The sequence below is a fragment of the Falsiroseomonas ponticola genome, assembly GCF_016805305.1.
Lineage (GTDB): Bacteria > Pseudomonadota > Alphaproteobacteria > Acetobacterales > Acetobacteraceae > Falsiroseomonas > Falsiroseomonas ponticola.
The window spans coordinates 63,591-76,631 of the sequence record NZ_JAERQN010000015.1; the positions used below are offsets into that span (position 1 = coordinate 63,591).

The 13,041-nt window shown below is 71.9% G+C and carries 16 protein-coding genes; 11 read left to right on the forward strand and 5 right to left on the reverse strand.

Annotated features, from left to right (window positions below; all coding sequences use genetic code 11):
* Positions 1–77: 77 nt before the first annotated feature.
* The 3 genes from JJI54_RS28915 (at position 78) to JJI54_RS28925 (ending at position 2,842) form a co-directional block, all read left to right on the forward strand.
* On the forward strand, positions 78–1,163 hold the full coding sequence (locus JJI54_RS28915; protein WP_203076901.1) for an OmpA family protein: 1,086 nt from the start codon (positions 78–80) through the stop codon (positions 1,161–1,163).
* Between the two features lie 107 nt (positions 1,164–1,270).
* Positions 1,271–1,882, forward strand: a complete 612-nt coding sequence (locus tag JJI54_RS28920; RefSeq protein WP_203076902.1) for a glutathione S-transferase family protein — start codon at positions 1,271–1,273, stop codon at positions 1,880–1,882.
* A 240-nt stretch (positions 1,883–2,122) separates the two neighbouring features.
* Positions 2,123–2,842 carry a DUF1194 domain-containing protein gene (locus tag JJI54_RS28925; protein ID WP_203076903.1) on the forward strand — a complete coding sequence of 240 codons (720 nt, stop codon included), beginning with the start codon at positions 2,123–2,125 and terminating at the stop codon, positions 2,840–2,842.
* Between the two features lie 69 nt (positions 2,843–2,911).
* On the opposite strand, the gene JJI54_RS28930 is transcribed toward JJI54_RS28925, so the two are convergent.
* A complete protein-coding gene (locus JJI54_RS28930; RefSeq protein WP_203076904.1) occupies positions 2,912–3,151 on the reverse strand; it encodes a DUF3072 domain-containing protein in 240 nt (79 codons plus the stop codon).
* Positions 3,152–3,208: 57 nt separating this feature from the next.
* Positions 3,209–4,123 carry a LysR family transcriptional regulator gene (locus JJI54_RS28935; RefSeq protein ID WP_203076905.1) on the reverse strand — a complete coding sequence of 305 codons (915 nt, stop codon included), beginning with the start codon at positions 4,121–4,123 and terminating at the stop codon, positions 3,209–3,211.
* An 87-nt stretch (positions 4,124–4,210) separates the two neighbouring features.
* On the opposite strand from JJI54_RS28935, the gene JJI54_RS28940 reads away from it, so the two are divergent.
* The 3 genes from JJI54_RS28940 (at position 4,211) to map (ending at position 6,720) form a co-directional block, all read left to right on the forward strand.
* Complete coding sequence (locus tag JJI54_RS28940; RefSeq protein WP_203076906.1) at positions 4,211–5,209, forward strand: zinc-binding alcohol dehydrogenase family protein; 999 nt, start codon at positions 4,211–4,213, stop codon at positions 5,207–5,209.
* Between the two features lie 130 nt (positions 5,210–5,339).
* Complete coding sequence (locus JJI54_RS28945; protein ID WP_203076907.1) at positions 5,340–5,912, forward strand: TetR/AcrR family transcriptional regulator; 573 nt, start codon at positions 5,340–5,342, stop codon at positions 5,910–5,912.
* Positions 5,913–5,919: 7 nt separating this feature from the next.
* Complete coding sequence (gene map / locus JJI54_RS28950) at positions 5,920–6,720, forward strand: type I methionyl aminopeptidase (protein ID WP_203076908.1); 801 nt, start codon at positions 5,920–5,922, stop codon at positions 6,718–6,720.
* Here map and JJI54_RS28955 read toward each other — a convergent pair.
* From JJI54_RS28955 to JJI54_RS28965, 3 genes are read right to left on the reverse strand one after another with little or no spacing between them, the layout of a single operon-like run.
* Positions 6,717–7,349, reverse strand: coding sequence for an MSMEG_1061 family FMN-dependent PPOX-type flavoprotein (locus tag JJI54_RS28955; protein ID WP_203076909.1), 633 nt, complete (start codon positions 7,347–7,349; stop codon positions 6,717–6,719). The genes map and JJI54_RS28955 overlap by 4 nt on opposite strands.
* Positions 7,350–7,376: 27 nt before the next feature.
* On the reverse strand, positions 7,377–8,105 hold the full coding sequence (locus JJI54_RS28960) for a GntR family transcriptional regulator (RefSeq protein ID WP_203076910.1): 729 nt from the start codon (positions 8,103–8,105) through the stop codon (positions 7,377–7,379).
* On the reverse strand, positions 8,102–9,718 hold the full coding sequence (locus JJI54_RS28965; RefSeq protein ID WP_203076911.1) for a thiamine pyrophosphate-binding protein: 1,617 nt from the start codon (positions 9,716–9,718) through the stop codon (positions 8,102–8,104). The genes JJI54_RS28960 and JJI54_RS28965 overlap by 4 nt, the downstream gene beginning before the upstream one ends.
* A 97-nt stretch (positions 9,719–9,815) precedes the next feature.
* Here JJI54_RS28965 and JJI54_RS28970 point away from each other — a divergent pair, with 97 nt between their 5' ends.
* The 5 genes from JJI54_RS28970 (at position 9,816) to JJI54_RS28990 (ending at position 13,041) form a co-directional block, all read left to right on the forward strand.
* Positions 9,816–10,541: a succinate dehydrogenase/fumarate reductase iron-sulfur subunit gene (locus JJI54_RS28970; RefSeq protein ID WP_226382214.1), complete on the forward strand. Its 726-nt coding sequence runs from the start codon at positions 9,816–9,818 to the stop codon at positions 10,539–10,541.
* Positions 10,538–10,870, forward strand: a complete 333-nt coding sequence (locus JJI54_RS28975) for a succinate dehydrogenase (RefSeq protein ID WP_203076913.1) — start codon at positions 10,538–10,540, stop codon at positions 10,868–10,870. Before JJI54_RS28970 ends, JJI54_RS28975 begins: the two co-directional genes overlap by 4 nt.
* A gap of 175 nt (positions 10,871–11,045) precedes the next feature.
* Entirely contained in the window at positions 11,046–11,393 is a 348-nt protein-coding gene (locus JJI54_RS28980) for a succinate dehydrogenase (RefSeq protein WP_203076914.1), read from the forward strand.
* Positions 11,390–12,121, forward strand: coding sequence for a sulfite exporter TauE/SafE family protein (locus JJI54_RS28985; protein WP_203076915.1), 732 nt, complete (start codon positions 11,390–11,392; stop codon positions 12,119–12,121). Before JJI54_RS28980 ends, JJI54_RS28985 begins: the two co-directional genes overlap by 4 nt.
* Before the next feature lie 20 nt (positions 12,122–12,141).
* On the forward strand, positions 12,142–13,041 hold the full coding sequence (locus JJI54_RS28990) for a fumarate hydratase (RefSeq protein ID WP_203076916.1): 900 nt from the start codon (positions 12,142–12,144) through the stop codon (positions 13,039–13,041).

Below are 13,041 nucleotides of genomic sequence, written 5' to 3' on the forward strand. Positions count from 1 at the left end.
CGGGGGCATCGGCGTTCACACGTCGATGAGGTGGTCCGGTCGGGTGCGACGCACCTGTGATCAAGGAGATTGATCGAATGACCTTCCGGAAGGCCCTCCTGGCCGCCACCATGCTGGCGCTGCCGCTCGCGGCCCAGGCCCAGCCCGTCACGGGCTTCTACATCGGCGCCGGCGCGGGCGTGAACCTGCTGCAGGAATCCGACGTCAACCTGAAGGGCCCGGCGGTGGCCGGCCTGACCGGCCCGCAGCGCAACGGCTCCGTCGAGTTCAACTACGGCTATGTCGGCGTCCTCAGCCTCGGCTACGGCTACGGCAACGGCCTGCGCGCGGAAATCGAGGGCAGCTACCGCGAGAACGAGGTGGACGGCGCCAGCGGCTTCCGCGTGCTCGGCACCCCGCTGCGCACCGACGGCAAGGCCCGCTCCTACGGCGTGATGGCCAATGCCTTCTATGATTTCGACCTCGGCGCGGGTTCCTTCATCCAGCCGTATATCGGCGCGGGCGTTGGCTTCCAGTGGCATGAGTATTCGGGCGTGCGCGCCCGCAACGCGGCCGGCACCGGCTTCACCATCGATGGCGACCAGGGCCGCTTCGCCTATCAGGCGATCGTCGGCGCCGCCTTCCCGATCAACGCCAACCTCTCCGTGACGGCGGAGTACCGCTTCATGGCGACGCAGCCGCCGGAGATCGATGTCCGTTCCTCCGCCGGCGTCCGTGGCACGGCGGATGTGGACAACTTCAACCACAGCCTGCTGATCGGCCTGCGCTACGCCTTCGGCGCCGCCCCGGCCCCGGCCCCGGTCGTCGCCCCGACGCCCGCCGCCGCCCCGGCCCCGGCCCGCACCTTCCTGGTGTTCTTCGACTTCGACCGCGCCGACCTGACGGACCGCGCCCGCCAGATCATCGCCGAGGCCGCCACCAACAGCCGCACCGGCACCACGCGCATCGAGGTCTCCGGCCACGCCGACCGTTCCGGCACGCCGCAGTACAACCAGCGCCTGTCCGAGCGCCGCGCCGCCGCCGTGGCCGCGGAGCTGGAGCGCCGTGGCGTGGCGCGCTCCGCCATGTCCATCCAGGCCTTCGGCGAGAGCCGCCCGCTCGTCCCGACGGCGGATGGCGTGCGCGAGCCGCAGAACCGCCGCGTCGAGATCGTCCTGCGCTGATCCAGCGCGGGACCTTCACGGCCCGACACGGAAGGGGGGGTGCCGCAGGGCGCCCCCCTTTTTCGTGGCCGGCAACACGCCAAGAAAACACCTGAGGAAACCGTCGCATGATCCTGATCGGCCGCAATCTTTCCCCCTTCGTCCGCCGCGTCGGCGCCAGCCTGGCCGTGCTCGGCCTGCCCTATGAGCAGCGGCATTACGGCACGGTGGACCAGCGGGCGGAGATCCTCTCCCTCAACCCGCTCGGCCGCGTCCCCGCCCTGGTGATGGATGACGGGGAGGTGCTGGTGGACAGCGTCGCCATCCTGGACGCGATCGATGACCTGGTCGGCCCCGGCCGCGCCCTGGTTCCCGCCACCGGCGCGCCCCGCCGCGCCGCGCTGCGCGCGCTGGCACTGGCCGTGGGCGCGACGGAGAAGCTGGTCGCCGCCTATCAGGAGACGAAGCGCCGCCCGCCGGAATTCGTCTGGCCGGAAGCGGCGGCGAAGCTGCTGGACCAGGCCGCGGGCGGCTTCACGGCGCTCGACATGCTGGCGAAGGGCCAGCCCTGGCTGTGCGGGGATGCGATGACGCAGGCGGACATCACCGTGACCTGCGCGCTGGATTTCGCGGATTCCGTGCTGCCGGACTTCGCCGCGGGCCGATTCCCGGCGCTGGCGGCGCTGCGGGACCGGGCCGATGCCATCCCCGCCATCGGCGATACGCGCTGGAAAGGGTAAGGCTTCCTGCCATTGCCCATGCGGTGTGCAAGCTTCTTCGCCACCGCGCCCCGCATGGGCAATAACCGCGCAACTGCCAAAAAACGCCGCAAAACTCACATTGCGACGCAGCATATTCGCTCCTACTTAACCCGCGGAGGGTACGTGCAAGACCGGCCACCAGCATGGTGAAGGAACCCGCACGTGAGCACCTCCCCGCTCCGCACCGCCTTGAACCGGCCCCTGGGCAGAAGGCTCCTGATGGGCAGCGCACTCGCCGCGCCGCTCATCCTCCGCACCGGCAGCGCCCGGGCGCAGGAACCCGTCGATGTCGAGCTCGTCCTCGCCGTCGATGTCAGCCGATCGGTCGATGAGGTGGAACAGGAACTCCAGTTCAACGGCTACGCCGCCGCCTTCCGCGACCCCAAGCTGCTGGAAGGCATCGCCGGCGGGCCGCTCGGCCAGATCGCGGTGACGATGTTCACCTGGTCCGACTGGCACATCCAGGAAATGATGGTGCCCTGGATGAAGATCGATGGCCCCGCCGCCGGCGAACGCTTCGCCGCCGCCGTGGATGCCGCCCCCCGCCGCACCTGGCTCTACACCTCCATCTCCGGCGCCATGGACTACGCCGCCAACCTCTTCGGCCGCGGCTACGAAGGCACGCGCAAGGTCGTGGACATCTCCGGCGACGGCGTGAACAACTCCGGCCGCCCGGTCGCCGACGCCCGCGCCGACGCGCTGGAAAAAGGCATCGTCCTCAACGGCCTGGCCGTGCTGGACCGCACCCCCACCCCCTGGGCCGCGGGGCTGCCGCCGCTCGATGACTACTACCGCACGGAAGTCATCGGGGGGCCCGGCGCCTTCCTCATGGTCGCCGAGGGCTTCGAGGCATTCGAGACGGCGGTGAAGCGGAAGATCATCCGGGAAATCGCCAGCGTGCCAGCGCCGGGGCCGCTGGTGGAACGCGCCTTCGCGTGAGGGACAGGGGGAGCGCTGCTCCCCCTGGAACCCCCTCGCCAGGGTCCGGCGGGACCCTGGACCGCGAGGTTACCGGCCGCGGCCGGTCTTGGCCTGCAGCTCGTCGATGCGCTTGGAGGCATCGGCCTTGCTCAGGCCGGAATCGAATTCCTCGCCGGCCTCCTCGCTCAGCGTCTTCAGGTAGGAGGCCTGCGCGCCGGTCATCGCCTCGTCGCCCGTGGTCCAATCCGCGGGGTCCTTGATGGTGTTGGACCCGGGGTCGGGGTTGGTCTTGGGGTTGTCGTCCATCGGCTCGGGCTGCTTCGCCATGGGTGGTCCTCCGTCCTGTGTTGCCAGAACGTTCACGCCACCCGGCGGTTCCCGGCCCTACCGCTCCCAGGGCGGCACCGGCGCGAATTCGCGCGCCAGCAGCGCCACCAGCGCCCGCAGCCGCGCGGGCTGCGACCCGCCGGGGAAGACCAGCCAGATCCCCAGCGCTTCCGGCACCCCCAGGCTTTCCGGCAGCGCCACCAGCTCCCCCCGGCGCAGATGCTCCCCCACATCCCAGGTGGAATGCAGCCCGATGCCGAGCCCGGCCAGGCAGGCCTCCCGCAACGCCTCGTTGCTGTTGCTGACCATGCGGGCCGCCGGCCTCACCCGGTCCACCGCCCCGCCGCCCGGCGGCACCAGCGCCCAGCCCTCCACCCCCTGCAGCAGCAGCGCATCATGGCGCGGCAGCGCGGCGCGGCTGTCCGGCACGCCCCGCCGCGCCAGGTAGGATGGCGCGGCGCAGAGCACGCGCCGGTTCGGCGCCAGCCGCCGCGCGGTCAGCGACTGGCCCTGCAGCGGCGCGATCCGCACCGCGGCATCCCGCCCCGTCGCCACCAGATCCAGCACCGAATCCGTCAGCACCAGGTCCAGCAACAGCGCCGGATGCGCCGCCATCAGCCGCGCCAGCATGGGCGACAGCACCTTCCGCCCGAAGGTCGCCGGCGCCGTCAGCCGCAGCGTGCCCGCCACCGAAGCCCCTTCCCCGGCCAGCGCCGCCTCCGCCTCCGCCGCCGCGGCCAGCACGCGGTCGGCATGCGGCAGGAAGGCCTCGCCCTCCGCCGTCGGACGCAGCCGCCGCGTGGTCCGCGCGAACAGGCGCTGGCCGATCCGCCCCTCCAGCACCCCCAGCCGCCGGCTGGCCGCGGCCGGCGTCAGCCCCAGCGCCCGCGCGGCCTCGGACAGGCTGCCGGTCCCGGCCACGCGCTGCACCAGGCGGAGGTCATCGAGGTCGAAGGGCGCATTCGTGATCATCGGTTGAAAGTGTTTGCCGCGGCGCCGCCATTTTCAACCGCCGTGCCGCACCGCATCTAGCGGCGAACCCCAACGCCGGAGCGCCCCATGAAGGCCATCGCCCTCACCGCCCCCCACACCCTGTCCGACATCACCCTGCCCGACCCGCCCGCGCCGACCGGCCGGGACCTGCTGGTCGAGATCCGCGCCGTCTCCGTGAACCCGGTGGACGCCAAGGTGCGCGGCCGCACGGCGCCGGAGGCCATGCCCCGCATCCTGGGCTACGACGCCGCCGGCATCGTCCGCGCCGTGGGGCCGGACGCCACGCTCTTCCGCCCCGGCGACGCCGTCTTCTACGCCGGCGACATCACCCGCCCCGGCACCAATGCCGAACTCCAGCTGGTGGATGAGCGCATCGTCGGCCCCAAGCCCGCCCGCCTCTCCTTCGCCGAGGCCGCGGCCATTCCCCTCACCGCCATCACGGCGTGGGAGGCGCTGTTCGACCGCCTCCGCCTGCCCCGCACCCGCACCCCGGCCGGGGAGGCGGTGCTCATCATCGGCGGCGCCGGCGGCGTCGGCTCCATCGCGGTCCAGCTCGCCCGGCAGCTCACCGGCTTCACCGTCATCGCCACCGCCAGCCGGCCGGAGACCCAGGACTGGGCGCGGCAGATGGGCGCGCACCACGTCGTGGACCACGCGGGCGACCTGGCGGCGCAGGTGGAGGCGATCGGCCTGCCCGTCCGCGCCATCTTCGCCACCACCCAGACCGAGGCGCATTGGGACGCCATCTGCCGCCTCATCGCCCCCCAGGGCGCCGTCTGCCTGATCGATGATCCGAAGTCGCCGCCGGACGTCCGGATGCTGAAGATGAAGTCTGCCTCGCTGCATTGGGAATTCATGTTCGCCCGGCCCATGCACAAGACGGCGGACATGGAGGAACAGCACCGGCTGCTGGCGGAAGTGAGCCGGATGCTGGAGGCCGGCGCGCTGCGGACGACCATCGCGGAGGCACCGAAGCCGCTGACGGCGGCGACGCTGTGGGAGGCGCACCAGGCAATCGAGACCGGGGCGACGCGGGGGAAGATCGTGCTGGAAATGCCGAAATAACAGGTCGCTACAGCCCGAAGCTTATACGGGGAGGGCGCTGCCCTCCCCGGACCCCTCCCGCCAGGGTCGAAGGCGACCCTGGACCGCCGGGGATTGGACGCCACATTCCAGAACGTGTATTCCAATTGGCATGGTCAGGACGGCGCGGTTCACCGAGGACGACTTCATCGAGGCGGCGATGAGCCTGGTCGCGGAAGGCGGGCCTGCCGCCGCGACCATGCAGGCCATCGCCCGGCGCACCGGCGCGCCCACCGGCTCCATCTACCACCGCTTCGACAGCCGCTCCGCCATCCTCGGCGCCGCCTGGAACAGCGCCTATGCGAACTTCACCGCCACCCTGGCGCCCCTGCTGCACCAGCGCCAGGCGCGGGAGGCCGCGCTGGCCATCCTCCCCTGGGCCGAGGCCAACCCCCGCCGCGCCGCCTTCCTGCTGCTGCACGACCCCGTCTCGCTCTTCGAGGATTCGCCCCCGCCCCCCGCCCAGCGCCAGGCGCTCGACCGACTCGAGAAAGCCTTCGACGCCGCCTTCCGCGCCTGCCTCGCCCCCGCCACCGATGACGAAACCCTCGCCCGCGCCCGCTTCCTCATCTTCGATGGCCCCATCGCCATCCTGCGCCCCGCCCTCTCCCGCGCCCTGCCGCCCCCGCCCCACGCGGCGCGCCTGATCGCGGACCTCCATGCCGGCATGCCGGTCGCCGCCTGAGGCCCCCATGCCCGACATCACCGAAAGCCGCCGCATCACCCGCCACAGGCCCGAGGATTTCGAGGGCATGCGCGCGGCCGGCCGCCTGGTGGCGGAGGCGCTCGACATGATCACCGCCCATGTCCAGCCGGGCGTCACCACCGCGGCGCTGGACCGGCTCTGCCACGATTTCGTCCGGGACCACGGCGCCATCCCGGCCTCGCTGGGCTACCAGGGCTACCGGCACGCCACCTGCATCTCCCCCAACCACGTCGTCTGCCACGGCATCCCCGGCGATCGCCGCCTGGCGGAGGGCGACATCGTCAACATCGACCTGGCCGTGATCGTGGCGGGCTGGCATGGCGACAGCAGCCGCATGTACGGCGTCGGCCCGGTCGGCACCCTCGCCCAGCGGCTGATGGATGTGACGCATGAGGCGATGATGCGCGGCATCGCCGCCATCCGCCCCGGCGCGACCGTCGGCGATATCGGCCATGCCATGCAGCGCCATGTGGAGGCCGAGCGCTTCAGCGTGGTGCGGGAATTCTGCGGCCACGGCCTCGGCCGCACCTACCACGCCGCCCCCGATGTCCCGAATTACGGAAGGCCCGGCGAGGGCGCGGTGCTCCGCCCCGGCATGTTCCTGACGGTGGAGCCCATGGTGAATGCCGGCCGCCCCGCGGTGAAGGTGCTGGCCGATGGCTGGACCGCCGTGACGCGGGACCGCAGCCTCTCCGCCCAGTTCGAGCACAGCGTCGGCGTCACGGAGACGGGCGTGGAGATTTTTACCAGTTCCCCCGCCGGCTACACCCGGCCGCCCTACGGCTAGTACAGGCTGGTTGAGAGCCGCACCGGTGCCTCGGCGTCATAGGCCTTGCCGTCCACGGCGCCGCCGGTCGCGGATTCCAGCAACTCGCCCGCGGTCGGCAGCGTCGCCGGGCGCTTCGCCTCCCCCCACAGCTTCGACCGCAGCAGGGCGCGGGCGCACTGAAAAAAGACTTCCTCGACGCTGATGCGCAGCACCGTCGCCGGTTCCTTGCCCTGATGGGCGAGGCGCGCCCGCAGCGCCGGGTCCGTGCTGATCACCGCCTTGCCGCCGACGCGCAGCGTCTCCCCGGACCCCGGCACCAGGAACAGCAGCGCCACATTGGGGTCGCTGACGATGTCGCGCAGCGCGTCCAGGCGGTTGTTGCCCCGGCGGTCGGGCAGCACGAGTTCGGTCGGCGACAGCACCTCCACGAAGCCCGGCCCATCGCCCCGCGGCGTGCCATGCACGCGGCCATCGGCGTTGCGGGTGGAGAGGATGCAGAAGGGGCTGCCCGCGATGAAGGCGGCGCTCGGCGCATCCAGGTCGCGCCGCACCTTCACCACCGAATTGTGGTTCGGCGGGCCATAGAGCGCTTCCAGCGCCTCCAGGCTGGTCACGGCATGCGGGTCGGTCAGGGGCGCTTCGGGCATGGCGCCATCCTGCGCCGGCCGCGCCGCTCAGTCGAGATTGGCGACGTAGCGATGCTGCGCGGTGTCCAGCAGCGTGACGCGCCGCTCCACCGGCCGGTCCTGCAGGTCGAAGGCGATGCGCGCCACCTCCAGCAGCGGCGCGCCCTCGCCCAGCCCCAGCAGCCCGGCGTCATCCGGCGCGGCGGCGATCGCCGCCAGCCGCTCCTCCGCCCGCGCGATCGTCACGCCGTGGTCGCGCTGGTAGAGAACGTAGAGCTCATCCGTCATCTCCCGCCCGACCGGCAGGGCGAAGCCGGGGAAGCGCCCGGCCGGCAGCCAGATGCGCTCCAGGATGCAGGCCGCGCCGCCAATCAGCCGCGCGCGCTTCACGCGATGGACCAGCGTCCCGGCCTCCAGCCCGAGCGGCGCCGCCTCCTCCGCGCTCGCCGCCACCGTCGCGCAGTCCAGCACATGGCTGGTCGGCGCGCGTCGCTGCCCGTCCAGCGCGGTGATGCGGAAGAAGTGGAACAGCGCGCGTTCGGAGGTATGCGCCGCGACGAAGGTGCCCCTGCCCTGCCGCCGCTCGATCAGCCGCCGCCGCTCCAGCCCGCCCAGCGCCTTCCGCACCGTCCCCGGGGAGACGCCGAGTTCGGCGGCCAGGTCGGGCTCCGGCGGGATCATGCTGCCCGGCGCCCAGACCCCGTCGGCGATCCGCCGCGTCAGGATCGCTTCCGTCTGCGCATAGAGCGGCCTTGGGTCGGGGCGGAGCGCGTTCATCGCTTCAGCGTCGGCGCCGGCTGCCCGTCCAGCACCACGTTCACGACCGCCGGCTTGCCGGAGGCGATGGCCCGGTCGATGGCCGGCCCGATCTCCGCCACCTCGGTCACCTGTTCCCCATGCCCGCCGAGTGCCACCGCCACCAGGTCGTAGCGCGTGCCCGGCGCCAGCTCGCAGCCATGGGCACGGTTGGCGCCGTAGTCGCGGAGCTGGATCTGGTGCTCCGCATTCCAGCGGCTGTCATTGCCGACGACCGCGACGAAGGGCAGGCCGTGCCGCGCGGCGGTGTCGATCTCCGCCATGTGGAAGCCGAAAGAGCCATCGCCCATCAGCGCGATGACGGGGGCGTTGCGCGCCGCTCGGGCGCCGATGCCGCCCGCGGCGGAGCCGCCAATCGCAAACGGGATGCCCACGCCGATCGCGCCGGCCACGCCGTTCACCGCGCGCGTGCCGGCCTTCACCATGGCCATGCCCCACTGCCCGATCTCGCCCCCATCGCAGATGAAGGTCGCGCCGTGGCGGGCGACGGCGTCGTTCACGGCGGCGCAGAGCGTCGCGGAGCGGATCGCCCCCGGCGCCTGCGGCGTCGCCCATTCCGCCGGGCGCCAGCCGATCGCCTCCCGCACCGTCGCCGCCCATTCGGCATGGCCGGGCGAGACGGCCGCGGTCAGCGCGGTGATGGCGGAGGTCGGATCGGCCAGCGCCGCCAGCGTGATCCGCTCCCCCAGCAGCCCCTGCGCCCGGGCGAGCAGCGCGCCCTCCGGCTCCAGCAGGATGAAGCGGCACTCCGCCGGCATGGGCTTGCCGAAGCCGAGGGTGAAGTCCAGCGCCTTGCCGATCAGCACCACGAGGTCGGCCTGGCCCAGCACCTCCCGCAGCAGCCCCAGCGTCGGGTCCGCGAGCCCGCGCGGGGACTGCATGGGCAGCACCGGCAGGCCGGACGCCGCCTCCAGCCCCCGTTGCAGGGCGAAGCCGGCGGGGGTGCATAGCGCGGGCGGCGCCACCAGCACCGGCCGCTTCGCCTGCGCGATGGCCTGCGCCACCAGCCCCGCCGTGGTGGGCGAGAGGGGCATCGGGGTGGCGGCGGGGGTGGGCAGGGCCGGCTCCACGGCCTCCCCCTCCAGCACGTCGGTGGGCAGGGAGAGATGCACGGGCCCCGGCCGGCCGGACAGCGCGATGGACATGGCCTTCGCCACATCCGCCGCCATCCCGCCCGGCGTCCGCGCCGCCCAGGCCGCCTTGGCCGCCGGCGCCGCCATCGCCACCTGGTCCAGCTCCTGGAAGGCACCGAGGCCGATCTGGTTCAGCGGCGCATGGCCCGACAGCAGCAGCACCGGCACCTCCCCCTGCCAGGCCGTGCAGAGCGCCGCGGCCGCATTCGCATGGCCCTGCCCACCCGTCACCAGCGCGACACCCACCTGGCCCGAGAGCCGGGCCCAGGCATCGGCCATGTGCACCGCCGCCGCCTCGTGCCGCGTATGCACGATCTCGATCCCCGACCCCACCAGCGCGTCATAGACCGGCATGATGTGGTTGCCGGAGAGGGAGAAGATCCGCGTGACCCCGGCCGCAAGCAGCCCCTTCACCAGGATATCGGCGCCGCGCAATGACATGGATGGAACGCTCCGGATCGGGGTCTTGTGTCTGATACAAGACCATGCAAGCCTCTGATGACGCAAGGGGAGGAGCGGCATGGAGGAGGCAACCGCCATGCTTCGCGTCAAGGTCTGGCGCGGTAACGCGGCCGGCGGCCGGCTGGCCGACTACGCCGTGCCGGCGCGCGCCAACCAGACCGTGCTGGACGTGGTCACCCACATCCAGCGGGAGGTCGATCCCACCCTCGCCTATCGCTTCGCCTGCCGCGTCGGCATGTGCGGGTCCTGCGCCATGGTGGTGAATGGCCGCCCGCGCTGGACCTGCCGCACCCATGTGAGCCGCGTGGCGCAGGATGGCGCGCTGGAATTGCGGCCGCTCTCCAACCTGCCCGTCATCCGCGACCTGGCGACGGACATGGCGCCCTTCTTCGACAAATGGGCCAAGGCCCGCGGCAGCTTCCAGCCGAAGGATTCGCCGGATGGCGCGGTGCCCGACGATTTCGCGGTGGTGCCCCCCGCCTCCAAGCCGCGCCAGCAGGCCGATGCCGGGATCGAATGCATCGGCTGCGCCGTCTGCTACAGCGGCTGCGACATCGTCGCCTGGAACCCGGACTATCTCGGCCCCGCCGCGCTGAACCGCGCCTGGACGCTGGTGAACGATGTGCGGGACGACGCAAGGCGGGACCGGCTGAAGGCGGTGGCCGGCGATGCCGGCTGCCATGCCTGCCATTCCACGCAATCCTGCACCGCGCATTGCCCGAAGGGCATCGACCCCTCCGGCGCCATCGCGGGGCTGAAGCGCAGCCTGTTCTGGCCCAGCTTCAAGGGGGGCATGCGATGAACGGGGTGCAGTTGTGGACCCTGCAGCGGGTCACGGCGATCGTCCTGGCGGTGGCGGTGGTGGTCCACCTCGTGACCATCCTGGTCGCGGTGCGCGGCGGGCTCTCCGCGGCCGAGATCATCGGCCGCACCCGCGGCAACTGGGCCTGGCTCGGCTTCTACGCCGTCTTCGCCCTGGCCGCCGGGCTGCATGGCGCCATCGGGCTGCGCGCCATCGCCGCGGAATGGGCGGGCTGGCGCGGGCGGGGCTATGACCTGGCCTGGATCGGCATCGCCCTGGTCACCGCCGCCTTCGGCATCCGCGCCGCCTGGGGGCTGTTCAGCGCATGATGCCCGTGAGCGTGTCTGGTGATCCGATGGCGGCCGGCGTTCTTTACGCCGGCCGAGGCCGCGAATGCGGCCCGCGGCAAGTGCGTCACGCCGGAGGCGTGCCTGCGGCACGACGAAGCCAAGCGAAGCGCCGGCGTTTGAGGGCCTTTTCGTGCCAACGAAAAGGCATGGCAGCATGAGCCAATGGCGTCGCCGATCCCATCCCGCCTGGATCGCCTTCCTCGTCCATCGCCTCTCCGGCCTGGCGCTGGCGCTGTTCCTGCCCGTGCATTTCTGGGCGCTCGGCCAGGCCATCCAGGGGGAGGCCGCGCTGGAGGGTTTTCTCCGCTGGTCCGACAATCCGGTGCTGAAGGTGGCGGAGACGGTCCTCGTCATCCTGCTGGCCGCGCATCTGGCCGGCGGGCTGCGGGTGCTGGCGCTGGAATTCCTGGGCTGGCGGGCGCAGCAGAAGACGATGGTCGCGGCCTCCGCGGGCGTCGCCCTGGCCACCGGGCTGCTCTTCCTGCTGAACCTCGGCGCATGACGACGGCCATGCTGGTGATGGTCGCCACCTGCTTCGTGGCGGCCTTCGCCTCCGGCATGGCGGGCTTTGCCTTCAACCTGATCGCCGCCAGCATCCTGTTCCACTGGCTGCCGCCGCAGCAGACGGCGCCGGTGCTGGTCATCGGCTCCTTCCTCATCCAGCTCGGCACCATCCGCGCCGTGCTGCCCGCCATGCGCTGGGCGGTGCTGCGGCCCTATGTCATCGGCGGCGTGCTCGGCACGCCCTTCGGCATCCTCGTGCTGAAGGTGGTCAGCGCGGAGGCCATCACGGCGGGCATCGGCGCGCTGCTGGTGGTCTATGCCGGCTATACCCTGGCCCGCATCGCCCTCAAGCGCGCGCCGCATGCCTTCACCACCGGGCCGCTGCCCGATGCCGGGATCGGCTTCGCCGGCGGCGTGCTGGGCGGCATCGGCGGCTTCTCCGGCGCCCTGCCGGCCATGTGGGGGGACCTCAAGGGCCTGCGGAAGGACGAGGCGCGGGCGATCTTCCAGCCCTTCATCATCGCCATGCAGGCGCTGGCGGCGGTCGGGCTTGTCGCCGGTGGCTTCTTCACGGCCGAGAGCGCCATGATGCTGCTGGCCTGCCTGCCCGCGCTCGCCGCCGGCGCCTGGCTTGGCGTGCGCGCCTATGGCCTGATCCCGGCCGAGGGTTTCCGGCTGGTGCTGCTGACGCTGCTGCTGCTCTCCGGCCTGTCGCTGGTGATCTGAGGGAGGAAACGATGACGCTGATGACCAGGCAGGGCGTCGAGCCCCTGCGGATCGCCCCCGAAGCCATCGAGGAAGCGGCCAAGCTGCTCTACATCCGCGCCCTCAAGATCCTGCCCGACGACATCAAGGAGGGCTTCTCCCAGCTCGTCTCGACCGAGACGGACGAGACGGCGCAATCCATCCTGGCCACGATGGTGGAGAATATCGGCGTGGCGGAGCGCACGGAAAACCTGCTCTGCCAGGACACCGGCATCCCCATCTTCAATGTCGAGATCGGCCGCAACGTCGAACTCGATGGCTGGGCGCTGAAGCAGGCGATCCGCCGCGGCACGGAACGCGCCACGCGCGAACACCCGCTGCGCAGCTCCGTCGTCCACCCCATCACGCGGCAGAACGAGCATACGAGCTGCGGCGCCCATGTGCCCGTCATCAACCTCGACTTCGTGGAGGAGGAGCGCGTGCTGCGCCTGGCCATGATCCCGAAGGGATCGGGCAGCGAGAACGGGTCCTTCCTGCAGATGCTCATCCCCGCCGATGGCCTGGCGGGCGTGAAGCGCTTTGTCATCGATGCCGCGATGAAGGCCGGCGGCAAGGTCTGCCCGCCCACCATCATGGGCATCGGCATCGGCGGCACCAGCGACCTCTGCATGCATCTCGCCAAGGTCGCGGCGACGCGCCCGCTGGGTTCGCGCTGCGCCGACGAACAGGGGGCGGCGCTGGAGGTTTCGCTGGCGGAGGCCGTGAACAGCCTCGGCATCGGCCCGCAGGGCCTGGGCGGCGACAGCACCGCCTTCGCCGTGCATGTGGAGGTCGCGGCGACCCACATCACGATGAATCCCGTTGCCGTCAACATCCAGTGCCACAGCGCGCGGCGCGCGAGTGCCACCTTCACGCCGGATGGCGTGAGCATCGGGTTCTGA